Raw genomic sequence first — 24,757 nt, forward strand, 5'->3', positions numbered from 1 at the left:
TTGTAGGTAACTGACTAAAGGAACGAAATTCTATGTGGATCGTTCGACTTGCATTGCGGCGGCCGTACACCTTTGTGGTGATGGCCATACTTATCCTCATTATGGGGATGCTGGCAATCGTTCGCACCCCGACGGATATTTTCCCGAACATCGACATTCCGGTTGTTAGCATCATCTGGAACTATAACGGTCTCGTTCCTGAAGACATGAGCGACCGCGTCGTCAGCGTCACAGAGCGAGCGCTTACCACCACCGTTGATAACATCGAACACATCGAATCGCAGTCGTTGTATGGAATTGCTGTTGTTAAAGTGTTCCTGCAGCCTACCGCGAACATTCAACAGGGTATTGCACAGATTACGGCGATTTCTCAGACTCAGCTCAGGCAGTTGCCTGCCGGAACGACGCCGCCGCTCATTCTTGCCTATAGTGCATCGAGTGTGCCTGTCCTCCAGTTGGCCCTCTCGGGGCAAAATCTCTCAGAGCAAGAACTAAACGACTATGGCCTGAATTTCATTCGGACGCAACTCATCACAGTGCCCGGCGCGTCTGTTCCCTATCCCTACGGCGGAAAACAACGCCAGGTGCAGGTGGATCTGAATACGACAGCGTTGCAGTCGAAGGGGCTGTCCGCGCTGGATGTAGTCAATGCGATCAGCGTACAGAATCTGATCCTGCCGACAGGAACGTCCAAAATTGGTTCCAGGGAATACGATGTTTCCATTCCCAACGCCGCACCGCAGACGATAGCGGACCTGAATCGAATCCCGATCAAGACGATCGGGAGCACTACGATCTACATCAAAGATGTGGCATGGGTGCGCGATGGCTTTCCCCCACAGACCAATATCGTTCGCGTGAACGGACAGCGCTCGGTATTACTGACGATCCAAAAGGCGGGGAATGCGTCGACGCTGAACGTGATCGCGGGCATCAAGGCGCTTCTGCCTCAAATTAAGACAACGGTTCCACCGCAGCTACAGATAGCACCGCTAGGTGATCAGTCAATTTTTGTTCGTGGTGCGATCAGCGGTGTGGTGAGGGAGACGCTGATTGCCGCGTGTCTGACCGCTTTCATGATTCTCACGTTTCTAGGCAGCTGGCGTAGCACCCTGATCATTGCGACCTCGATCCCGTTGGCTATTCTGACGTCCATCCTTGTGCTCAGTGCGATAGGAGAGACGATCAATATCATGACGCTCGGTGGCCTCGCATTGGCGGTCGGCATTCTAGTGGATGACGCCACAGTGGAAGTAGAGAATATCAATCGCAACCGGGAGGCAGAGCCAGAGAAGGACATGGACGAAGTCGTTCTTGAGAGTGCTGCGCAAATCGCGACACCCGCCTTCGTGGCCACGCTTTCGATCTGCATTGTGTTTGCTCCGATGTTCCTGCTGTCCGGCGTGGCGCGGTACCTCTTTGTGCCGCTCGCCGAAGCAGTTGTTTTCGCTATGTTGGCCTCGTATTTTCTCTCGCGAACCATCGTTCCGACGATGGCCAAGTACTTGTTGCGGGGAGAAAAAGTGGAGGCGCGGGATGCCGCCGTCCGTAATCCGCTGGTGCGGCTTCAGAAGCGGTTTGAGGAGGCGTTCGAGAGATTTCATGGCGGCTATCGCAGACTGCTGGACCTATGTCTCCATCACCGGCGCGTCTTCCTCATTGCGTTCTTCGCGTGTAGTCTCGGCTCTCTGGCAATTCTGATTCCCTGGCTAGGCCGGGACTTCTTCCCCAACGTTGACAGCGGCACTTTCAAGCTTCATCTTCGTGCTCCAACCGGAATGCGGATTGAAGAAACGGCCAACCTCTGCGATCTGGTCGAACAGTCGATTCGACGGAAGATACCGGCAAGTGAATTCCAGAATGTCATCGACAATATAGGTCTGCCCTACAGCGGCATCAATCTCTCTTACAGTAATTCGGCCCCAGTTGGGACATCGGATGCCGATGTTATGGTGACCCTTTCTGCCAAACACCATCCCACGGCCGACTATATTCATCAGCTTCGTCTGACACTCCCGAGAGAGTTCCCGGGCGTTTCATTCGCTTTCCTCCCCGCCGACATGGTCGGGCAGATTCTGAATTTTGGATTGCCATCTCCTATCGACGTCCAAATCGTGGGAAATAACCTGGAAGGGAACCGGCTCTATGCGAATGCAGTGCTCGCGAAGATGAGAGATGTTACAGGAACGGCAGATCTGCGGATCCAGCAACCGTTCGATGAGCCGTACCTGCGCTTCCGCGTCGAACGTACGAAGGCCGAACAACTTGGTTTCAATGCCTACGACATAGCGCAAAATCTCCTGGTGTCCTTGAGTGGGAGCTTCCAGACTTCACCTACGTTTTGGGTAGATCCCAAAAATCGTGTTAGTTACCAAATTGCGACCCAGACGCCGCAATATCGCGCGGACACATTGCAAGAGATAGAGAACATTCCGATCACAGGTACCAACTCGACCGCCTCTCCGTCGCTCATGGCCAGTCTGGTATCCATGCGAAGGGGAGCGGGAATGGCGGTGGTCTCTCATTACAATGTTGCGCCGGTGATTGACATCTATGGTGCTGTCGAGGGACGGGATCTCGGGGGAGTGGCCAGCGACATCAACAAGATCATTGACGCCACACGCCAGCAAGTACCGCGCGGTTCTCAAGTTATTGTCCGTGGGCAGGTTCAGACGATGCGCGCTTCCTATGTCGGCCTTCTCAGCGGACTGGCGTTCTCGATCGTGCTCGTATACCTGCTGATCGTAGTCAACTTTCAGTCCTGGCTGGATCCTTTCATCATGATTTCCGCGCTGCCCGCGGCGCTCGCCGGAATTGCCTGGTTCTTGTTTATAACGCACACAACTCTGAGCGTACCCGCACTCATGGGAGCCATTATGTGCATGGGCGTGGCGACCTCAAACAGCATCCTGGTCGTAAGTTTTGCCACGGAAAAAATGATGGAAGGAAGTGATTCCGTCAGCGCAGCGATGGAAGCAGGCTTCACGCGTTTTCGCCCCGTGCTGATGACGGCTCTGGCCATGATCATCGGAATGATTCCAATGGCTCTCGGGCTGGGAGACGGCGGCGAACAAAATGCTCCCCTGGGACGGGCGGTCATTGGTGGGCTGCTCTTCGCGACGGTTTCGACGTTGTTTTTTGTCCCGGCATTTTTCAGCGTGCTGCAAGGTTCGCGTCTGCATCCGGCTCAATCGAAACATGCGCAGTAAGCACTAAAGAATGGGAGTCATCATGTTGCCTCGAAGCGAAGATGCAAGACGGATCGGCGAGCAAGCACTTCCATTGGATGAGGTGGAAGTTCGGAAGCGTCCGCGCAAACCATGGCTTGTCTTGGGAATTGGGTTGATCGCGGTTGCGACCGTATTTGGATGGGGCGTCTGGTCCCGTGTCAGGGCCCGTACGGCGCTAAGCTCGGAGACGGCTCAAGTGGCTCGACAGGCGGTGTCGGTCGTACCGCCGAAACGAACCGCGCCCGCTCAGGAGATTGTCCTTCCCGGAAATGTGCAACCATTCATCGCTTCACCGATTTATTCCCGCACAAACGGATATTTGAAGAAGTGGTATGTGGACATAGGGGCACGAGTGACTCAGGGGCAACTGCTTGCTGTGATCGAAACTCCTGAAGTCGACCAACAACTGCAGCAATCGATCAGCAACCTCAATACCGCAAAGGCGAACCTCGCACTTGCCGAGACCACCAGGAACCGCTACCAAGGACTACTGCAGGACAATGCGGTTTCGCAGCAAGATGTGGATAACGCGGTGGGCACCTACAACGCGGACAGGGCGACGGTTGAAGCTAATCAGGCAAACGTCAGACAACTCCAAGCTCTGCAGTCTTTCGAGAAGATCTACGCTCCATTCACCGGAGTGATCACGGCACGAAACATTGATATTGGGGACCTCATCAATTCGGGCAGCAGCGGCGGTGTGAAAACGGACCTCTTTCACATCTCCCAACCGGGAACGCTGCGTGTTTATGTAAACGTCCCTGAGGAATACTCGCAGGGCGTGAAAACCGGCATGACGGCAGACCTGAGCCTGGCTGAGTTTCCCGGACGGAAGTTTCAGGGAAAGCTGGTGCGCACAGCGGACGCCATCAATATGACAACCCGTACCCTGCTGATTGAGATTGATGTGGACAATCCTGCGGGCACGTTGCTCACGGGCTCGTACGCTGAGGTCCACTTGGCGGTCCCGGCGCAGGCCTCCACCTTCCTGCTTCCAGTCAATACTCTGATATTCCGATCGGAAGGTTTACGTGTTGGTATCGTGAAAGACGGGAAAGTCGTGCTCTCTGCTGTAACTCCTGGCCACGATTTCGGTAATGAGATAGAGATTGTCGCCGGCCTCAAAGCAGACGATCAGGTGGTTATCAACCCTCCAGACTCCATCGTCTCGGGTCAGGCAGTTGAAATCGTTCAGGCAACATTGCCGGGAGATATCAAGTGAAACGCTCCCGAAAGATTTCTTTGGCCGAGAACCCGAGACATGCACGGTGGTGGGGAGTTCTACTCGCGATAGCGGCGCTGGAGTTGAGTGGATGTGAGGTTGGACCGAAGTACCACCCTCCTGTGGTGCAGGCTCCTCCCGCTTATAAAGAGGTAGGGAACTGGAAGCCCGCCCAGCCCAATGACCAGAATCTTGGCGGTACGTGGTGGACGATATTTCAAGATCCGCTGCTTGATTCGCTTGAACTTCAGGTCAACGTATCGAATCAGAACCTGAAGGCAGCAGACGCGCAGTTTCAGCAGGCGCGAGCTGTTTTACGTTACAACCGGGCTGCCTATTATCCGACAGTGACGGCCGGACCGTCTGCGACGCGCACGCGGGTGTCCAACAACCGCCCGACCCTGAGTCCGACCTTTGATGGCGTCACTTACAACGACTTTGTGCTGCCGTTCGACTTTTCTTACCAAGCCGATGTGTGGGGACAAGTTCGACGCACCGTGGAGTCTTATCGAGAACAGGCGCAAGCGAGTGCAGCCGACCTGGCTACGGTCAATCTGAGCATGCATGCGGATGTGGCGATGGATTATTTTCAAGCCCGCAGTCTCGATGCCGAGGAACAGCTCCTGAAGTCTACGGTTACGCAGTACGAGCAGGCACTGAAGTTGACTGAAAGCCGTTTTAAGGGAGGGACCGCCTCGGAAGTGGAAGTTCAGCAGGCGAAGACCCAGCTGCGAACTGTCCAGGCATCAGCGATCGACGTAGGAGTGCTGCGAGCGCAATACGAACACGCGGTTGCAATTCTTATTGGGACCCCCCCCGCAGAGTTCAGCCTTCCCCCACTACCTCTCACCGCACCACCTCCACCCATTCCTGCCGGCCTGCCCTCGGAACTGCTGGAAAGGCGCCCTGACATCGCAGCCGCAGAGAGGAGGGTGGCGGCTGCCAATGCCCAGATCGGAGTTGCGAAGTCGGCCTATTACCCGGTGATCAATCTGGGCGCCTCGGGAGGATTCGAAAGCGCGACCATCACGACCTTGCTCACTGGACCGAGCGGCCTATGGTCCGTTGGCGGCTCTGCAGTGATGACCGTCTTCGACGTGGGAAGACGCCGTGCCCTCACCGACCAAGCCCGTGCCGCCTATGATAATCAAGTCGCCGTCTACCGACAAAACGTGCTGACCGGATTTCAACAGGTGGAAGACAATCTGGCGGCTGTCAGAATTCTGGAAGACGAAGCCAAGGTCCAAGCTGAAGCAGTCGTGGCGGCCCAGCGGTCCTTAGAGCTTTCCATCAAACGCTACAAGGGAGGGGTCACGAGTTATCTTGAAGTGATCACAGCTCAAAATGCGGCTCTCACCGATGAGGTCACGGCGGTCAATATTCTGGGACGGCGGATGGCGAATACCGTCTTGCTGATCCAGGCTCTCGGTGGCGGATGGGATCGTTCAAGTTTGCCTGATCGACCGGAATGCTGCGGCAAGCTTGTGAGCAACAATTCCAATTGACTGGCCGGGCTCCTCTCAACTGATGGGCCCCGGTAATTTTGAGCCAGGAGAAATGTTAGTCTTCGACCAAATCTAACCCTATGGCTGAGGAGGATTTGGATGAGGAAGAGACGGTTCACGGTAGAGCAGATGATTGGTGTGCTGAAGCAGGCGCAAGTAGGCGTTCCTGTCGCGGAGGTGATCCGCAAGGCGGGGATTAGCGAGCAGACGTACTACCGGTGGAAGGCGAAGTACGCTGGCCTAGAGGTGGACGAAGTTCGCAAGATGGCTCAGTTACAAGAAGAGAACCTGCGTTTGAAGCAGCTTGTTGCAGAGCTAACGCTGGACAAGACGATGCTGCAGGATGTGCTCTCAAAAAAATGGTGAAGCCTTCGCGGCGTGGGCCGATGGTGGAGCGGCTGGTTGGAAGCTACCTGGTAAGCGAACGGCATGCCTGTCGTGTTCTACGCGTCCCTCGAGCGACCTACCGCTACCGAAGCTGTCTCGATCCACGGACTGAACTGCGGATGAGGATCCGCGAGATCGCTCAGGCAAGAGTGCGTTATGGATACCGCAAGATCCGCGTGCTGTTGAACCGCGAAGGCTGGGATGTGGGCAAGTACTTGGTGTACCGGCTGTACAAGGAAGAAGGACTGACGCTGAAGAGGATGAAGCCTGCCGGGAAGCGGAAGGCATCTCGAACTCGTGAGGATCGGATCAAGCCTACGGCTCCGAACGAAGCCTGGAGTATGGACTTCGTGATGGATCAGCTGCAGGATGGAACGCGGTTCCGCGCCTTGACGATCGTGGATGTGCATACGAGAGAAGCTGTAGCGATTCAAGTAGGACAGAGCCTGAAAGGAGACGATGTTGTGCGGACACTGAACCAGTTGAAGCTAGACCGTGGCGTGCCGAAGGTGCTGTTCTGTGACAACGGCAGCGAGTTCACCAGTCAGGCGATGGATCTATGGGCTTATCGCAACAGCGCTAAGATCGACTTCTCCAGACCAGGCAAGCCAACAGACAACGCCTTCGTTGAAAGCTTCAACGGAACCCTGCGAAGTGAATGTCTGAATATCCACTGGTTCCTCGATTTGAAGGAGGCAAGACACCTGATCGAAGCATGGCGGCAGGAATATAATGAGAGTCGTCCTCACGCATCTCTCGATGACAGGACGCCGAGCGAGTTCGCCAGCCAGATCGCGGCTAGCCGCGATCTGGCTGGAACCTAAACAGGTCGAAGACTAACTCTGACCTTGGTACAGGAAAATTAGGCCCTTCATAGCTGCGCTACACTAACAACCGAACTGGTACAGAAGATCGGGCAGACCACGTCGTCTACCACGTCTTACACAGCAGAACCCTACACAGAGACAGTCTTAGGTGATTTCAATTCTGTGAGTCACAATTGACATCCATCGCCAGCATAGCCTCTCTCAAGAATGACACCAATGCGCGAGATTTTTTCTTGGTCGTGCATCGCTCTTCCGTAACACGCTACTAAGCGATAGCGAGGACTCTGCTGTTGTGAATCGTCGTGCAGAGTGCTATCAAAGGATCTGTCTCTTACTTGCTGCTGACTGCCGGGTATCTGGCAGGATTACTTCGGATCACCCTACCTGGCAGTCTGTGCCAGCAAGCGGATTGGCGAAAGTATCCTTGTTGCCCTCGTCGCTGCGATCGAGACAGGCGAAGTCTTTTTCGACAATCACTTCCAGTGAAGCTCCAGCTCCGATGGGGACTTGTGTATAGACACCCACTTCCGTTTCCAGACTCCATTGGACCACTTGTCTGGGAGCGAGAATGACCGCAACTTCCTGTGGCGAATACCGTACTCGGGTTTGCGTGGCGCCAGGCGAGACTTCCAACGCATAGGTGAGTCTAGCCTCTGGCGCCGGGGTAAATCGGATCGTATCTTCAATGCGGCCTTCATGAAGAAAGTGCGCTAATTCCGAGCGCCCAACGCGTATTCGCAGTGAATTTCCTTGAATGCGTATTTTCATGCCCGTAAGTCCCCTCTGTCCGATCTTCTCCGCTGGATGTGATCAGCTCCGTGGTAAATGTTGAAGTGATCGTTACGCAGGAAGCCAACCAGGATAATGTCAAATTCTCGTGCTACCTGGACAGCAAGGCTCGACGGCGCTCCCACTGCGGCGACCATCGAGACGCCACCCATCAAAGCCTTCTGCAGTAGCTCAAAGCTCGCTCGTCCAGATAACAGAAGCAACGAATTACGCAAAGGCGTACGATCCGCCAGGAATTCCGAGCCAAGAAGCTTATCGACGGCGTTATGACGGCCCACATCCTCGCGTAAGCCGAGGAGTTGGCCCGTGGCGTCGAACAGCCCGGCTCCATGAAGGCCCCCAGTGCGATCGAAGACGCTCTGTGCCTCCCGTAAACGAGAGGGTAGCGTATAGAGAAGCTGCGCATTGATCGAGAATGTGTTTTTTACTCTCGCCGGGCAGACTGTTTGCAGAGCCAGCAGCGACGCCTTTCCGCAAATGCCGCAACTTGAGGTTGTATAAAAGTTCCGCTCCAGATTTGCGAGACTTACTTTCACATCAGGCGCTAGCTCCACGCGGACGACATTCTTTCGGGGTTGATAGGGCAAAGCAGAGGAACGGTCTTGTGTTTCGTTGGGTATAGGCGCAGTCTTCTCCGCCGCATAGATAATCCCGTCGATGTCATTGGCGTCGCGAACCACGCCTTCAGTCATCAGGAAGCCGGCGGCAAGCTCGAAATCGTGGCCGGGAGTTCGCATCGTAACTGAGATGGACTTCATTGCTCGGTTGTCAGCCGGACTATAGGCTAGCTGAACTTCAAGGGGTTCTTCCACTGCAAGAAACTCTTCGGTTTGGCGGAAGGCTAGTCCCGTTACCCTCTCGACCGATGTGTCGACGACGGCACGGCTGGTGTCCCTCTCCGAAACCGGACCGGTAATAGGAGTAAACGTATCCATATTGATATTGGATCCCCCACTCCATTCATATTGGATGCCCGATTACGTCTTTCGACTGCAGCGAATCCTTTGAGTACAGCTAGCTTCGTGCTGCCGTAAATCTGCGCCGCCTCCTGAGTGTCATTCTTCTTCTGGCGGTAGCTGAGAATCACATACGTCAGAGTCCCACCGACACCAGGAAGATTTCTCTCTGGGCTTCCCAGAGAGATGCGGATTTCCAATGGTGAGGCTAGGTGTCGACAAAATGGCCACAATATCGCAATGGAGTCGAAATACCGACAGCTGTGACGTCCACTCATTGCACACCCACTCATCAGTCGGTCTTAAAACGTAGGAAACAGTCACGCCAGACAAACGGAGTTGTTTGGCTCTTCAGTTGCAATCTCTGTAGCAGGCGGCATTCCGTTGATGGTCCGTATCGTACGAACGGCGCCTATTCGGGAAATGCATGACATCCACAAACAGAACAATGTCGGTAGCGAGACGAATCGGAGCAATAGCGAATCTGGTTCATGCTTTTCCCTCCAGGGGTGTAGGTAGGCGCCTGGCAATCGAAGCAGACATCCCAGATTGGGCTGACTCACATAAGGGAACGATCTATGAGTGATATCTTTGCGGCTCGCTCGCAAATGGCGATGTCCCTTGTTTTTCACATAATTTTTGCCGCCATCGGGGTGGCACTGCCTCTCATGATGGTGATCGCGGAAGGCTTATGGTTACGGACGCACGATGCGGCATATCTGTGCGTGGCTAAACGATGGGCCAAGGGCACAGCGATCCTTTTTGCAGTAGGCGCTGTTTCCGGCACAGTTCTGTCGTTCGAACTCGGGTTGTTGTGGCCGCGTTTTATGGGGTTTGCCGGCGCGGCGATCGGCATGCCGTTTTCGCTGGAAGGCTTTGCCTTCTTCACAGAGGCCATCTTCCTCGGAATTTATCTCTATGGCTGGAAGAGAGTCTCTCCGGAAATTCATCTTCTCGCGGGCGCGATCGTTGCAGTAAGCGGCGTGGCCTCCGCAATGTTCGTATGCCTGGCAAATGGATGGATGAATACTCCCACCGGCTTTCGCCTGGTGAACGGGCAGCTCACCGATATCAATGTGTGGCAGGCGCTTAGAAATCCGGCGGGATTGCCGGAGGCAATCCATATGATCCTGGCGTCCTATTGTGCGGCTGGCTTTGCCACTGCCGGCGTTCATGCGCTGCTGGCGCTTCGCGACCGTTCAAACCGTTTCCACCAGCGCGCGATCGCCATTGCCCTGCTGGTGGGAGGTTCGGCAGCAGTCGCGCAGGCGGTGAGCGGAGATGCCTTAGCCAGAATGACGGCAAGGAACGTGCCCACGAAACTGGCTGCAATGGAGGGCGACTTCCAAACCCGTAGCGGAGCGCCGTTGCACATCGGCGGCCTGCCGGATGTGCGGACCAGGCAGACGAAATATGCCATCGAAATTCCGGATGGTCTTAGCCTGCTGGCTTTTCATTCCCCGCACGCAACCGTGCAGGGATTGGATAAGACTCCACGGGATGAGTGGCCGAATGTACTGGTCGTGCACATTGCCTTTCAGATCATGGTTGGAGTCGGGACGCTGCTGATCTGCGTTGCGCTGGTTGCCGCATGGCTGGCTTGGAGGAAGGGGCCCCTGATAGAGAATCGCCGCTTTCTGCAATTGCTGGTGCTCTGCACTCCTCTGGGATTTGTGGCGTTGGAATCTGGGTGGGTGGTCACGGAGGTTGGCCGCCAACCTTGGATCATCTACCACATCATGAAAACTTCCCAGGCGGTGACGACGATGCCAGGCCTGACCACTCCTATGGTTCTGTTCACCGGCCTCTATCTGATTCTGGCGGCGGTTGTGATATGGCTCATGAGCAGACACGTGATTGCTAGCCCAAGCGAAGCAGAGATTCACGCCATTGCCGGAAATGAGGTGCCGCTCCATGCACGCCCCTGAGATGTTGCTTGCGCTCATTCTGATGGCCTCTCTGACCTTGTACGTGCTCCTTGGCGGCGCGGATTACGGAGGCGGCGTGTGGGACCTGCTGTCCAGTGGGCCGCGCAGGCAGGAGCAAAGGGAGTTGATCTCCAACGCAATCACTCCGGTCTGGGAGGCAAACCACGTCTGGCTGGTTCTGGTGGTCGTACTGCTCTTTGCGGGATTCCCTGCGGCGTTCGCTGCGATTACGACGGCATTGAACATCCCGCTGACCGTTTTGATCATCGGCATCGTCATGCGTGGCTCGTCCTTCGTCTTTCGCGCCTACCATACGGGCGACTACCGAACGCAGAGGCGCTGGGGCCTGATCTTTGCGATCGCCAGTACTATCACGCCCCTTTGTCTGGGAGTGGTCGTCGGTGCAATGTCTTCCGGGCGCGTGCTGGTAAGAGACGGTGTCTCGGTGAATGGCTTTTTAGCTCCGTGGCTCGGGACATTCCCCTTAATGGTCGGTCTCTTTGCGCTCTCGCTGTTTGTGTTTCTCGCCGCCGTTTACCTGACGGTAGAGGGCCGGGATCCTGCGCTGCAGGAGGACTTTCGCCGCAAGGCGCTGGTTTCCGGAGTCATCGTGGCACTGATGGCGTTAGGCACGTTCCTTGCTGCAAGAACGGGAGCCCCCGATATTTATGCGGGCCTGCTGCGGCCATCACTTGTCTGGATCGTGCAGGGCGCTACGGCGGCTTACGCCATCGCTACCTTTGTCGCTTTGCTGAAGAGGAAGTACAAGATAGCCCGGATCGCGGCGATGCTCCAGGTTGGCCTGATTCTATGGGGCTGGGCACTCTCTCAGTCTCCTTTTTTCCTGCAAGGCGACATGACCGTCTCCGAAGCAGCGGCAGCACCGCCAGTTCTATGGGCACTAATTGGTGCAACAGTCGCTGGACTTCTCGTGTTGTTTCCTTCGATTTGGTATATGATGCAAACCTTTAAAGCCAACAATGAAGATATCCCATTACATTAACGGCGGCTTCCCATAGATAACAGCGCAGGGACCGGAGCGCCCGGGAGTGGGCAGTAGATGTCTACAAAACTGAAAACTTCGGAGCCCATCAAGTTAATGCAGTTTTCGTATTCCACGGCGGGATCGACTTCCCCCCAAAATTAAGGACTGAGTGAGGAACAAAATGAGCGTGATGGATCTGACAAACGTAGTCAAAGCCGGCCCGCCTGGTAAGCAGCCAGAGGTCGAGCTCTCTCTTGATGGAACGGCCGTCGCTGCAAGCGAAGGTGAGCTTCTGGTCGAGGCGATCCTCAGGCACAAAGAAATTCCTCATATCTGCTATCACTCGCCCCTCATGGGACCCATTCAGACCTGCGACACCTGCCTCGTTGAGGTAGATGGGCAGCTCGTCCGCTCATGCGGGACCAAAGTAGGTGCGCACATGAAGGTGATGACCGAGTCGAAGCGCGCGAAGGATGCCCGCTCGGAAGCCTTCGATGTGATCCTCGGCAATCACATGCTCTATTGCACCGTCTGCGACAACAACAACGAAAATTGCAGGGTGCACAATACCGCGCTTGCCCTCAATGTCCAGCATCAGGAGCATCCCTTCACGCCCAAGCCGTATGAAGTGGACATGTCCAATCCGTTCTATCGCTATGATCCCAGTCAGTGCATTCTATGCGGCCAATGCGTTCAGGCGTGCCAGACTGTCCAGGTCAATGAGACCCTCTCGATCGGTTGGGAGCTGGAGCATCCGCGCGTTCTCTGGGACGGTGGTATGCAGATTGGTGGCTCCAGCTGCGTCTCCTGCGGCCACTGCATCACCGTTTGCCCCTGCAATGCTTTGATGGAGAAATCCATGCTGAGCGAAGCGGGCTTTCTCAGCGGCATGCCGAAAGAATCTCTGAACAAGATGATCGATGTGGTCAAGGCCATTGAGCCGGAGATGGGCTACGGGGCCATTATGCAGGTCTCGCAGACCGAGGCGAAGATGCGCGAGGAGCGCATCAAGAAGACGAAGACGGTCTGCACCTACTGCGGCGTCGGCTGCAGCTATGATGTCTGGACCAAGGACCGCAAAATCCTCAAGATCGCTCCCCTACATGGCGACGCCAACCAGATTTCCACTTGCGTTAAGGGCAAGTTCGGTTGGGATTATGTGAACCATAAGGACCGCCTGCAAAAACCGCTTATCCGCGAAGGCCGTGGTTTTCGCGAGGCGAGCTGGGAAGAGGCGCTAAGTCTTGTGGCAACGAAGCTGGGCACGATCAAGCAGCAGTATGGCCCGGATTCGATTGCGATCATCGCCTCGTCAAAGACCACAAACGAAGAAGTCTATGTTATGCAGAAATTCGCTCGTGCCGTGCTGGGGACCAACAACGTCGATAACTGCTCGCGTTACTGCCAATCGCCCGCAACGACGGGGCTGTTTCGGACCGTCGGGTACGGGGGCGACTCGGGCGGGATCGAGAATATCGCGAGGTCCGGGCTGGTACTGATCGTTGGCAGCCAGACGGCAGATAGCCATCCGGTTCTTGCAACACGTGTCAAGCGGGCGCACAAGCTTCACGGTCAGAGGTTGATTGTTGCGGATCCGCGCGAGCACGAGATGACGCAGCGCGCGGATATCCACTTCCGCCCGCGTCCCGGCACGGACCTGGTGTGGATTTCGGCGATGAGCCGTTACATGCTCGACAACGGCCACGCCAAGCTCGATTTTCTGGACAACTGGGTGAATGGCCTCGACGAGTTTCGCAAGAGCCTCGAGCCGTTCACGATGGAATACGCGGCCAAGACCTGCGATGTGCCCCTGGAAACGCTGGAGCGGGTCGCCAAGGAACTGGCTGCGGCAAGAAGTATCGCGATCCTGTGGGCGATGGGAATTACCCAGCACACACGCGCCTCGGATGGATCGACGGCCCTCTCGAACCTGCTGTTGATCACCGGCAATTACATGCGCGACGAGGGCGGAGCGTATCCGCTGCGCGGCCATAACAATGTGCAGGGAGCAGGCGATATCGGCGCGGCGCCGGATGTGTATCCCGGCTACCAGAGTGTGACCGATCCGGAGATTCGCAAGAAGTTTGAAGAAGGTTGGGGCGTGGCCCTGGCGCCGGAACGGGGCATGGACAACCACGAGATGGTGGATGCGATGCACGAAGGCAAGCTGAGGGCGATGTACCTTGCGGGCGAGGACATGATCTCTGCTGATTCCAACGCGAACCATGTGGCCGGCGCCTTTGAAAAGCTGGATTTCTTTGTGGTTCAGGACATCTTCTTCAGCGAGACCTGCCGGTATGCCGACGTTATTCTGCCTGGTGCTCCGGCGCTGGAAAAAGAAGGTACGTTCAGCAGCACGGAGCGGCGTATCCAGAGGCTCTACCAGGCGCTGCCGGAGTTGGGCGACAGCCGCGCCGACTGGAAGATCACGCAGGATATTGCTAACCGCATGGGCGCTAACTGGAACTACCAGCATCCATCGGAGATCATGGCGGAGATGGCTTCTCTGACGCCTCTTTATGAGGGCGTCAGCTATGACAGGCTGGAAGGCTATAAGACGCTGCAGTGGCCCGTGGCGCCTGACGGCACGGACCAGCCTGTCCTCTATCTCAACGGTTTCCCATTCCCCGATAACAAGGCAAGGCTCTATCCGCTGGAGTTCCATGAGCCAGAGGAGGCGCCGGATCGCGATTTCGATCTTTTCCTGAACAATGGCCGCCTGTTAGAGCATTTCCACGAAGGCAACATGACGTACCGGGTTTCCGGTATTCAGGAGGAGACACCCGAGAGATACCTCGAGATCTCTGAAGAACTGGCGCACGAGCGCGACATTGAGTCCGGACGCTGGGTGCGCGTGACCAGCCGTCACGGCTCGCTGGTGATCAAGGCACTGGTGACCAACCGAGTCTTCGGTAAACAGGTTTACCTTCCGCATTTGTCGCAAGAGGGACCGATCAATATCCTGACCGGTTCGCATGCGGATGTCGCCACTAATACTCCGGCGTTCAAGGAGACGGCGGTCCGCATCAAGCTTCTACCGGAACAGGGCTCAAATCCGTTGAAACCGCTTAACCCCCGCTTCTCCGGCAAGCCGACTCCCCAAACGGGAGTGGAGGTAGAGCGTAAGTGGAGGCGTAAGGACTATTACATGCCGGGCACGGAAAAGCTAGTTCAAATTCAACCGCGGAAAGGCGGGTCATCCTATGACGGTCGCTGTTGATTTTAGGGAGTTCACACCGGTCGATTCGCGTGGAGACCTGATTCGCAGGGTTGAGCAGGCTCCAATCGAACACGCAGAGGCTGTGCTGGCCGCATATGACCTGCTGCAGCGGCTGCACGAAAAGGGTTTGCTTGATTTGTTAAACGGGCTGCTGAGTGCGGGCGACACAGTCGTCAACCATGTGGTGGATGTCGTCAGCTCGAAGGAGATGGTAACAGCGCTCCGCATAGGGCTGACCTTCAGCAACCTGCTCACCTTGATCGATGCAGATGCATTGCACGCAGTGATTGCAGAGGCCGGAAAGGAAACTCCATCGTTGCTGGCGCTTGGGAAGCAGGCAGCGTCGAAGGATGCGCGCCGCGGCCTGGCGACGGCAGTGGGGTTGCTTAATGTTTTTGGAGCCGCCCTGAGCAAGCAGCAAACAGAAAAGGATCGCTAAAGTGCGTCTGAAAGCCGGCGTTTGCATGTGAGATGAGTTGCTGGCAAGCGTCGCCATCCGACTCACTAATTCGTTTGCTGAGCCAGGCTGGAACGCGCGATCCAGCTCTTCGGCAACTTCTGGGGAGAAATAGCTTAAGCAATGTCGATCCTTACCTCCATTTCGTCGGTTGAAGAGAGGGCGCCCCTGACGCGCCGGAGGCTCATCGATAAGCATGGCCGCACCATCACCGACCTGCGCGTTTCCATCACTGACCGCTGCAACTACCGGTGCGTCTACTGCCGCACGGGTAACCAAGGCGCAGTCTACTCCGAACTATCAATCGCGGAGTATCTGCGCATGGTACGTGTTTTCGTCGAGCTGGGAATCGAGAAGGTCCGGCTGACGGGCGGTGAGCCGTTGCTGCGCAAAGGACTGCTGGAGTTAGTGTATGAGCTGAGGCGATTACGGACGCCTGTCGAAACGGCGAGCGGGCGGCCTCTCGACCTGGCCTTAACCACCAACGGGCACCTCCTCGCGGAGCTGGCGCAGCCATTGCGCGATGCAGGACTGAACCGGGTCACGGTGAGCATGGACGCGGTGGTCCCTGACACATTCGCTCGCATCACGCGCGTGCCCGGCAGCTTCGACCGTGTGGTCGTCGGGGTTCGCGCCGCCAAGCAGGCCGGCTTCGACCAAATCAAGGTAAACTGCGTGCTGCTGCGCGGTTTCAACGACGACCAAATCGTTCCCTTCGCGAAGTTTTCCCGCGAGGAAGGCGTTATCGTCCGGTTCATCGAATTCATGCCGCTTGAAGAAGACCGCTGCTGGTCGCTGGACACCGTCCTTCCGCTCGAGGAAGTGAAGGCGCGGCTGGAAGCTTTCCGTCCACTGGTACAGTTGCCACCAAATGCCGCCAGTGAAACAGCCATACGATACACCTTCGATGACGGCGTCGGCGAAATCGGGATCATAGCACCAGTCTCGCAGGCCTTCTGCGGCCATTGCAGCCGCGTGCGGCTGACTTCTGACGGCAAAATCCGAACATGCCTCTTCTCGCAGTCCGACCATGACTTGTACGGAGTGTTGCAGCGTGGAGGCAGCGATGCGGAGATGGCAGCATTTATCGAGCGCACAATTCAGCATAAGGAAGCCCGCCACCACATCGGCGAACCCGCCTTCCTCAAGCCCTCTCGCAGCATGGTCCACATCGGCGGTTAACGGCTGGTCCGCGGCTCACTTATTTTCAATACTTGCTGCGGCTTATCCTGCTCTGTTGTCCGTTCGGAGACTGGGCCAATTTGCGGAAATTGCAACGAATTCGAAGGATTCATTGCGATTGGGCCTGAATCGCTAACACGCCAAGAGAAACGATCGCACTGGCCCGCCACTTTGTTCTCGATCCCGAGCAACCGCCACAGGTTCCGTCGCCGTCACTGCGGAGCATCAGACCCTCCTAATGGACTGGACTAGTGCATCGCTGCAGAGGCTTTTGCTTCTCCAGGGCTTGGCCGGCACATGAGGAAGGGCAATGGCGTCAGCAGAAGCACTACTGCGCCCATGAGCCAGAATGCGTTTACGAAGGCAAGCGCATTGGATTGCAGGTCGACTTGCGCGGAGAGCTGGGCAAGGGCTTTATGCGATGCCTCGGCCGTACCCGCGCCAGCTGCTCGGAAGCTTGCCGCTATGGCGTTGAGTTGAGATTCGAAGAAGGGGTTAGCGTGGTTGGTATGAGCGGTTAAGCCCGTGCGGTGAATCTGTCCTTGTTGGGTGATGAAGTTACCGAGCAGCGAGACGCCGATGCCGCCGCCAAGGTTACGCATGAAGTTGCTGATGCCGGAGACTTGGTTGAACTTCTCCTGCGGAATTCCTACATAGTTCAAGGTACTGATGGGGATGAAGATTAGCGGGATGCCGATGACCTGGATGACACGGTCAGCGATCATCGTGTTGAAGCTGACACCGAGATAAATGTTAGTGACGTGAAAGAGACCAAAAGAAGTGATGGCAAAACCGATGGCGATGATGGCGCGGGGGTCAAACTTCATGGCCAGGATGCCAGCAACGGGCATCATGACTGCGAGCGCGATTCCTCCCGGCGAGAGCGCCATGCCGGCCTGCTGCGCCGTATAGCCAAGATCATTCTGCAAGAACTGCGGCAGCAGGATGGTACTGCCGTTGAGCACGATGCCGAGAATGAAGCTGAACGCAGCCGCGGCGGCAAAGTTGCGTCGGTTCAGCAACCGCAGATCCATAATCGGATTCTCATGCGTGATCTCGCGAACAACCAATGCGACGAGTGCGACACCAGCGATCATGGCGCTGACAAAAATTACTCGCGAAGAGAACCAGTCGTTTTCCTGGCCTTTATCGAGCACGTACTGTAAAAAGCCTACGCCGATCACAATTAGGCTGATGCCCATGTAATCCACACGGAGCTTGGATTTCTTGAGGTTCCTGAGATATTCCGGATCTCTTACAACGCGTTGGGTGAGCACGAGCGAAAGGATGCCGATGGGCACATTGATGAGAAAAATCCAGTGCCAGCTATAGTTGTCGGTGATCCAGCCGCCCAGAGTAGGTCCAATAGCTGGCGCGACGACGACCGCCATTCCATACAGGGCGAATGCCATGCCGCGCTGTTTGGCGGAGAAGGTGTCGGCAAGGATGGCTTGCTCACTGGGTTGGAGCCCGCCTCCTCCTGCGCCCTGCAGCACGCGGAAGAGGATGAGCATCGGGAGAGTGGGCGCCAGCGCACAGAGAAAGGAACTGATGGTGAACATGGCGACACACATCATGTAGAAGCGCTTCCGGCCGATGATATTGGAAAGCCAGCCGCTCATGGGCAAGACGATCGCGCTGGAAACCAAATAACTGGTGATGACCCAGGTGCTCTCATCAGAACTTGCGCCAAGTGTGCCGGCGATATGAGGCAGCGCAACATTGGCGATGGAAGAGTCGAGTACCTCCATAAAGGTAGCCAGCGTTACGGTGACGGCCACGATCCAGGGATTGATGAGGGGCTTTGTCTCCGGCAGGCGCGTTGGATTCGAGATTTCGTTTTCCTGGGCCATGAATTAATCCAGAGATACCTTGGGTTCCACAGACATCCCGGGACGAAGCTTGTCCAGGTCCTTCTGGCCGCTGTTGAAGCGGATGCGAACAGGAAGGCGTTGGATCACCTTGACGTAGTTGCCTGTGGCGTTCTCCGGCGGCAACACGCTGGTGCGGGATCCGGTGACGGCGGGCATGCTTTCGACGATGCCGTCAAAGTCCGCAATAAGAGCGTCCACGTGAATGCGTACGTGCTGGTTTGGGTGAATGCGAGCCAGCTGCGTTTCCTTGAAGTTGGCGGTGACCCAAAGGTCATTGGTTTGAACAATCATGAACAACTGCTGGCCCTTGGAGATGCGCGCGCCTACTTCGGCGCTGCGCTGGGTGATGACTCCGGAGACTGGCGCGATTAGCCGGCCGTAAGAAAGATTTAACCGGCTCTGTTCCAGGACAGCCTGAGCAGACTCGGCGTTGGCCTGCTGACTCTTAATGTTCGCCTCGCGAATGGCAACCTGCAAAGGAGCACTGTTCTCGGTCTGCTTCAGCTTGCTGCGCTGCTCGGTGAGCTGAGCCATGCGTTGTTCTACGGTCTTTTGCGCGGACGCTACGGCAGCCTGGTTCGAGACGACGGTTTGGGCTTGAGCGGTAGCGGTTGCCTTGTATTGGTCGTAATCTGCCCGCGAAACCTCTTGCTTGTCATACAGAGTCTGATGGCGCGTAAAGTCGGCCTGGTTGCGGTCGTTTACTGCCTGGGATTCCTTGAGTTTTGCCTCGGCACTGTCCAAGTCATGCTGCGCTGCGGCGAAAGTCGCTTCAGCACCGACCACCTCGGCCTGTTGCGATGTAAGATCGCCGGTGTTGCCGATACGTGTGATTTGAAGATTCGGATGAGCCGCGCCCAACTGTGCCATGGCTTGGTCATACTGCGCCTGAGCCTGATGAAGTGATATCTGATCGTCGCTGGGATCGAGCTCAACCAACAACTCTCCGGCTTGGACAGTTTGGTTGTCATCGACTCGAACCGCCTTAATGGTGCCGTCGATGCGCGAGGCAACCGGGTTCAGATGACCGTCGACCTGGGCATCGTCCGTATTTTCAAAACCCGAAGAGTAGAGATACCAGCTGATACCTGCGGCAATCAGTACAATCAATACAATGCCGAGAACGACCCGACTAACACGCCGGGTCTTCTGGGGCGGCTCGACCGGTTCTACAGCTAGCGTCTCTGTTTCAGCACTCATTTAATTGCTTCCTTTGAACAATTCGAGGATGTCTTTTTCGGCTTCGCCCATGGCGTGCGCCAGGGTGACCTTGGCCAAATTCTGAGCGAGCAGGCTGCTGATGTAGTCATGATCTGCCGCGGCTAGCGCCTGCTGCGAGTTGACTACTTCGACGGAATCGGCGACCCCTACAGCAAAGCGATCTTGGGATTGCTGCAAGGTCGCCAGCGCCAGCTTGCGATTGCTTTCCGCCGTGATGATCTGATCATTGGCCACACTTAGATCGATATAAGCATTGCGCACATCCAGTTCCACATCACCGCGTTCGCTCGAAAGTTCCGCACGGCGCTGGGTGATCACGGCCTCCGCCTGGATGGTGTCGGCGTGAATGCGACCCCCGTTGAAAAGGGGGATATTCAGTGTCGCGGAACCTTGAAAGACGCCATTGCCCTGGTTGGGATTGATCCCCTCGATCCCAAAATAGCCGTTGACGGTAGCGGATGGCAGATACTCGGCTCCGGCAGCTTTACGGGCTTCTTCCGCTGCGTGGAGTTGAGCCGCGGCTGATTTTAGATCCTGACGCTGCTCCCAGGAGCGGCGCACCGCTGCTTCCACTGACGTTGTGTCGGAGGGCTGGGCTTGCAGCTTCTCGGTGATTTGCAGGTCTACGCTCAATGGCAATCCGATCAAGCGGACGAGCGTGTTTTTCTGCTTTCGCAGATCACCCAACTGCGAGCGCAGACGCTGTTGTTCGGTCTGTAGTTCAACGAGACTGCGATTGGCGTCGATCGGGGCCTTGTCGCCTGCGTCAGCCTGCGCGCGTGCCTGTTTGTAACTGGTCTCGGCGTACTGGACCTCGGCGCGTTGCGCCTCGACCTCGGCGATAGTCGCCATCAGTTGCAGGTAGGTCCCGGTTACGGCGAGGACAACCTCTTCGCGTGCCTGAGTAGTGTTGAATTTCGCGGCATTCTCAGATTGGCGAGCTGATCTGAGGTTATGGATTGCGGTGAAGTCCAGCAGATCTTGCTGCAAAGTTCCGCGAGCGTCGTAGAAATGGAATGGGCCTACAACGGTGGGAAAGTTGAATCCTGAGACGCCGAAAGCACTGGCGCTGAATCCTTCCGCTGCAAGATTCACTTTTTCAGCGTTTTCCGATATGGAGGCACTAATTGTCGGCAGAAAGGAACTGCGAGCAGAGAGTCGTTGAGCGTATGACTGCTGCGACGCAGTGTCAGCGCCGATCTTTCCCAAATTGGTTCCAAGGCCGCGGCGCACCGCTTCCTGAATGGTCAATGTGATTGTGCCCTGCGGGTTGTCATTGCCAGGAATGCTTCCGCTATAAGGCGCCTGTACCTGCACTTGGGAATTGAGAGTGGTCACGCTCGATCCAGCCGTTGGCACAGCGGTCTGCTGCACCGTGCCCCCCCCGCTGGAACTCCGCCCTGAGAGTGGAAGCTGGACTGCGTGCGTTGACGAGCCCGAAGTTTGACTTCTCCCGTCTGCGGCGCCGATGAGCAAGAGGGCAAGGGCGCAAGAAGAGCGGATCCCAATGTTGCACGAACTTCTCGATGAAAAAAACATACACGTCTGTTTTTATCATAACCATGGTTCGAAAGAATTGTCACGAAATCAGCTAAAATTGTTTATGCCTCGAACACCCACAGAAAAGGCTCAGGCGAAAAAAGAGCCTCAGGCACGACGCATTGCGACCAATACCAGAATCCTTGACGCAGCCCTGGCGGTTTTTACGGAACTGGGTTTCGAACACAGCCAACTCGAGCAGGTGGCGGCGCGAGCCGGCTGCTCTCGCGGGGCGATCTATGCACAATACGCGAGCAAAGAGGAAGTTTTCCTCGCACTCATGAAACAGCACGTTCAGAGGCGATTTGAAGCCATGTACCTGGGAGTGAAAGCAGAACCTGAGATGGGCAAGCGTCTTGGAATCATGCGGCAATGGTTCATCGACCAGGTTGTCGATCCATCATTGGGGGCGCTCACGCTGGAATTCAAGCTCTATGCGGTACGGCGTCCGGAGTCAAAGGAAAGGCTCCTAAAGCTTCACGATGAGTTATTCGGTGATTTTGCCAAAGACCTCCCCTCTTTGCTCTTTGGCAACCGGTCATCGAGAAGAGCGAGAGAAACCCTAGATCGGCGGTTGGCAGCTCTTGGCGGCGCACTAAGCGGCATGAGGCTCGAAAGCGACTTTCGGCCATCTCTGCTTCCGGCAAAACATCTGCAAACGTTGGTCGGGGAGCTCTTTGATACTCTTGTGCGCAGGTAAATCGACGGTGGCTCTGCGCGGCCTCGTTTCCTCAGGCCCGCATTATTTTTATAGTTGCTATCCATTGACCCCGCGTATATCTCGGCGCTCCCATTCCATGCATTACATGGAAGTCGCTCCAAAGTTCACCGAACGCAATGAGTAACGTTACCGAAAATAAGGAAAATACTTGGAGTCGACAATGGAATATAAAGCGAGATGCTCAATGGCTTCGTGCATAGTCATGAGGGTGCACTCATCGGCGAGGTGCTTTTCGTGGTATGAGGACTTTGTGCTCCGCGAACATTCTCAGCACCTGCTCTGCAATTGCAACGGCTGAGGATCTGCCAGCGCTTGCTTTCCATAGGTCCGCTACCGTGTAGGTGATAGTGAGAAAGAGCAGGCGCACCGAGAGCACAACCTGTAGATCATCCTCAGGCAGATGGAGTTTCTCCGCCAAACGTGCGTTCAAATCCCGCTCCGATTGGGAAATAAGATCCCACACTCTTGCACGTGGCATTATGTTTTGATCGATGAGCGAGCGAACCCGCAGTATTTCCTCCGCATTCGTATCTTGCCATTTGGCCCATTCCAAGATTGCTTTGGCGAGTGCCTCCTCCACCGGGAGGTTCACCGCATGCAGGGAAAAGGATGCGATGAGGTCGTAACCGACCAACGGGTCAAGAAGGATCAGATCCTTAGTAAGAAAGTAGCGGTATAGGGTGGAAGGACTGACTTCGGCGGCTTCCGCGATCGCTTCCATGGTGGTCTGCTCGTAGCCATTGCGTCCGAATAGTTGCAATGCCTCGCTAAGAATCCGCTTTCGAGTTTTCTTCGCCTTTGTCTCTCGTAAACCCATGCCAAACATCCCCTTGCGCCGCAGTATCTTACTGCCTACATGCTCTTGCATCGCGGTATTGATTGTCAAATGGAATTTACATTTAAAAGATAGTCATTGACAAATGAATGTAACTACCATTATTGTTCGGACCGCTGATCAATCCCCTCCTTTTAGTCCCTGAAAGGAATAGCTAGAAGCGTATGCAAGATTCTTGCAGTTCAGGGCGTGGATGACGGATGTGGTTGGAGGAGGATGAAGATGGGGAAAACTCACTTACTTAGGGGCACGTTCACTTCTGTGACCCTTTTGGCTATGGCCGTGATGTTATTGTGTGCTCGGAGTTCGGCGCAAACCGAGCACAACGATGAATTTGTCCAGCGCGACGGAACCCGCCTGACCCTTGGCGGCGAAACCTTCCGCTACAGCGGCCCCAATATTGAATGGCTCGGCCTGGAAGCCTACGGCCCGATCGATCCCACGGGGCCCCGCTATCCCAGCCATTTTGAAGTCGATGATGCTCTTGACACCGCCAAAATGATGGGGGCCCGCGTCATCCGTTCGCAAACTATGGGCGACAGCATCGGTTGCGATCTCTGCATCGAACCGAAGCTTGGCCAGTTCAATCAGGAGGCTTTCAGGCACCTTGACTACGTCCTTAAGGCCGCCCATGACCGTGGCCTGCGCCTGATTGTCACCCTTGTCGGCGACTGTGCCAACTGCAAGCAAAGCGGCGCCGGTGAGTACTTCAAAGATCGCGGCGCTGCCGGCAGCAAGGACTTCTTCACCGATCCCGTCATCAGCGCCCGTTTTGAAAAACATATCGAGGCGCTCCTGAATCACAAGAACTCCCTCACCGGCGTCTACTACAAGGACGATCCCACCATTCTCGCCTGGCAGAACTGCAACGGTTGCGGCATCGTGGCGTCCCTAACCGACGGCGGGCCCAACGCGGCCTCCATCGTCAAGTGGGTCGACACCATCGGCGCCTTCATCAAGTCCATCGATAAGAAGCACCTCTACGAGGACAACAGCTATATCCTCGCCCTCGACAAGGCCGGCGCATTTCTCGACAGCAAGACTCCCGACATCATCACCTCTGAATACTATCCCCACTGGGAGGCCGTCTTCAGCATGGGTGGTCCAGGGACCACGGCTGAGAGCTTCCCGAAGCAAGCGGCCCTGGTCACCGGCCACGGGAAAGTCTATGTTGTGACTGAATTCGGTTGGGACGTTACCGACTGGGCCACGCAGGCCGATCTGGAGAAGGTCCTTACTGCCATGAAGGACGACCCCAAAATCTCTGGTGATCTCTTCTGGGCGCTGCAGGCCCACAACGACAACTTTGGCTGGCAGCCCATCCCCGCCAACGTTCCCGACGAGACGTACGCCAAGAGGGGCGAAACCGGCCAGTGGTGGGCTCTCTACTACGGCGGCATCAACACCGTCATCATGACCAAAGAGGATATGGCCGCCCGAGCCGAGCTCTTGCGTGCACACGCATTCGAGATCGCGGGCGTTCCCGTGCCTCCGCACGCGATTCCGCCTGCTCCCATGGTCACCTTCGAGGGCGGCGGCCTGGTCGCCTGGCGCGGTTCCGCAGGCGCGGTCAAGTATTCCATCGAGCGCAAGGACAAGGACACCTGGACGGTCATCTGCGACAAGTGCGCCACGGACGCAGATACGCCTTGGATCGACCCCAAGCCGTCTCTGAGCATCTTCGGCGCTAAGTATCGCGTTACCGCCTATAACGCAGACGGCAGAGCAAGCGAACCTTCGGCAGATCGTTAGCTCAAAGACGCGCACAGATGCGAATGGTCCGCACGGGAACATAGCCGTAGAAACGACAAAGCGGCAAGCGTTCGTCCGTTTTTCTATCCCGCTCAAACTTCCGGATTTCAAAAGGGAACAGCGGAAC

At 56.1% G+C, this 24,757-nt stretch carries 17 protein-coding genes; 11 read left to right on the forward strand and 6 right to left on the reverse strand.

All coding sequences use genetic code 11. The features are described from left to right. Positions 1-32 precede the first annotated feature (32 nt). From RBB81_RS12915 to RBB81_RS12930, 4 genes are all read left to right on the forward strand, one after another. Positions 33-3,209, forward strand: coding sequence for an efflux RND transporter permease subunit (locus RBB81_RS12915; RefSeq protein WP_353070902.1), 3,177 nt, complete (start codon positions 33-35; stop codon positions 3,207-3,209). 217 nt (positions 3,210-3,426) lie between these two features. Beyond that, entirely contained in the window at positions 3,427-4,452 is a 1,026-nt protein-coding gene (locus RBB81_RS12920) for an efflux RND transporter periplasmic adaptor subunit (RefSeq protein WP_353070903.1), read from the forward strand. Between the two features lie 122 nt (positions 4,453-4,574). After that, the gene (locus RBB81_RS12925) at positions 4,575-5,957 is read left to right on the forward strand and encodes an efflux transporter outer membrane subunit (protein ID WP_423248017.1); all 1,383 of its coding nucleotides are present in this window, start codon (positions 4,575-4,577) and stop codon (positions 5,955-5,957) included. A 99-nt stretch (positions 5,958-6,056) separates the two neighbouring features. After that, positions 6,057-7,168, forward strand: a protein-coding gene (locus RBB81_RS12930; protein ID WP_353070904.1) for an IS3 family transposase whose coding sequence is annotated in 2 segments (ribosomal slippage) — positions 6,057-6,309 and positions 6,309-7,168 — 1,113 coding nt in all. Because the reading frame shifts where the segments join, the coding sequence is not laid out codon by codon here. 378 nt (positions 7,169-7,546) lie between these two features. Here RBB81_RS12930 and RBB81_RS12935 read toward each other — a convergent pair. Both RBB81_RS12935 and fdhD read right to left on the reverse strand, forming a co-directional pair. Continuing rightward, complete coding sequence (locus tag RBB81_RS12935) at positions 7,547-7,939, reverse strand: DUF7009 family protein (RefSeq protein WP_353070905.1); 393 nt, start codon at positions 7,937-7,939, stop codon at positions 7,547-7,549. After that, positions 7,936-8,895, reverse strand: coding sequence for a formate dehydrogenase accessory sulfurtransferase FdhD (gene fdhD / locus RBB81_RS12940; RefSeq protein ID WP_353070906.1), 960 nt, complete (start codon positions 8,893-8,895; stop codon positions 7,936-7,938). Before fdhD ends, RBB81_RS12935 begins: the two co-directional genes overlap by 4 nt. A 599-nt stretch (positions 8,896-9,494) precedes the next feature. On the opposite strand from fdhD, the gene RBB81_RS12945 reads away from it, so the two are divergent. From RBB81_RS12945 to moaA, 5 genes are all read left to right on the forward strand, one after another. Next, positions 9,495-10,844, forward strand: a complete 1,350-nt coding sequence (locus tag RBB81_RS12945; RefSeq protein ID WP_353070907.1) for a cytochrome ubiquinol oxidase subunit I — start codon at positions 9,495-9,497, stop codon at positions 10,842-10,844. Between the two features lies 1 nt (position 10,845). Continuing rightward, positions 10,846-11,847: a cytochrome d ubiquinol oxidase subunit II gene (locus tag RBB81_RS12950; protein ID WP_353070908.1), complete on the forward strand. Its 1,002-nt coding sequence runs from the start codon at positions 10,846-10,848 to the stop codon at positions 11,845-11,847. Positions 11,848-12,019: 172 nt separating this feature from the next. Further along, positions 12,020-15,049, forward strand: a complete 3,030-nt coding sequence (fdhF, locus tag RBB81_RS12955) for a formate dehydrogenase subunit alpha (RefSeq protein ID WP_353073929.1) — start codon at positions 12,020-12,022, stop codon at positions 15,047-15,049. Then, positions 15,033-15,488: a hypothetical protein gene (locus RBB81_RS12960; protein WP_353070909.1), complete on the forward strand. Its 456-nt coding sequence runs from the start codon at positions 15,033-15,035 to the stop codon at positions 15,486-15,488. Before fdhF ends, RBB81_RS12960 begins: the two co-directional genes overlap by 17 nt. Before the next feature lie 141 nt (positions 15,489-15,629). After that, the gene (gene moaA, locus RBB81_RS12965; RefSeq protein WP_353070910.1) at positions 15,630-16,688 is read left to right on the forward strand and encodes a GTP 3',8-cyclase MoaA; all 1,059 of its coding nucleotides are present in this window, start codon (positions 15,630-15,632) and stop codon (positions 16,686-16,688) included. A gap of 248 nt (positions 16,689-16,936) precedes the next feature. Here moaA and RBB81_RS12970 read toward each other — a convergent pair whose 3' ends face one another. Genes RBB81_RS12970 through RBB81_RS12980 form a run of 3 tightly spaced genes read right to left on the reverse strand, consistent with a single transcriptional unit; the run spans position 16,937 to position 21,121 of the window. Then, positions 16,937-18,541 (reverse strand): DHA2 family efflux MFS transporter permease subunit, encoded by a 1,605-nt coding sequence (locus RBB81_RS12970; RefSeq protein ID WP_353070911.1) that lies wholly within the window; start codon positions 18,539-18,541, stop codon positions 16,937-16,939. 3 nt (positions 18,542-18,544) lie between these two features. Continuing rightward, complete coding sequence (locus RBB81_RS12975; protein ID WP_353070912.1) at positions 18,545-19,762, reverse strand: HlyD family secretion protein; 1,218 nt, start codon at positions 19,760-19,762, stop codon at positions 18,545-18,547. After that, the gene (locus tag RBB81_RS12980; protein WP_353070913.1) at positions 19,763-21,121 is read right to left on the reverse strand and encodes a TolC family protein; all 1,359 of its coding nucleotides are present in this window, start codon (positions 21,119-21,121) and stop codon (positions 19,763-19,765) included. A gap of 169 nt (positions 21,122-21,290) precedes the next feature. Here RBB81_RS12980 and RBB81_RS12985 point away from each other — a divergent pair, with 169 nt between their 5' ends. Beyond that, entirely contained in the window at positions 21,291-22,022 is a 732-nt protein-coding gene (locus RBB81_RS12985; protein WP_353070914.1) for a TetR/AcrR family transcriptional regulator, read from the forward strand. A gap of 235 nt (positions 22,023-22,257) precedes the next feature. On the opposite strand, the gene RBB81_RS12990 is transcribed toward RBB81_RS12985, so the two are convergent. Further along, entirely contained in the window at positions 22,258-22,929 is a 672-nt protein-coding gene (locus tag RBB81_RS12990) for a TetR/AcrR family transcriptional regulator (RefSeq protein WP_353070915.1), read from the reverse strand. A 231-nt stretch (positions 22,930-23,160) separates the two neighbouring features. Between RBB81_RS12990 and RBB81_RS12995 the strand changes: the two genes are divergently transcribed. Beyond that, the gene (locus RBB81_RS12995) at positions 23,161-24,630 is read left to right on the forward strand and encodes a hypothetical protein (protein ID WP_353070916.1); all 1,470 of its coding nucleotides are present in this window, start codon (positions 23,161-23,163) and stop codon (positions 24,628-24,630) included. Positions 24,631-24,757 lie beyond the last annotated feature (127 nt).

The organism is Tunturibacter gelidoferens, from assembly GCF_040358255.1.
Lineage (GTDB): Bacteria > Acidobacteriota > Terriglobia > Terriglobales > Acidobacteriaceae > Edaphobacter > Edaphobacter gelidiferens.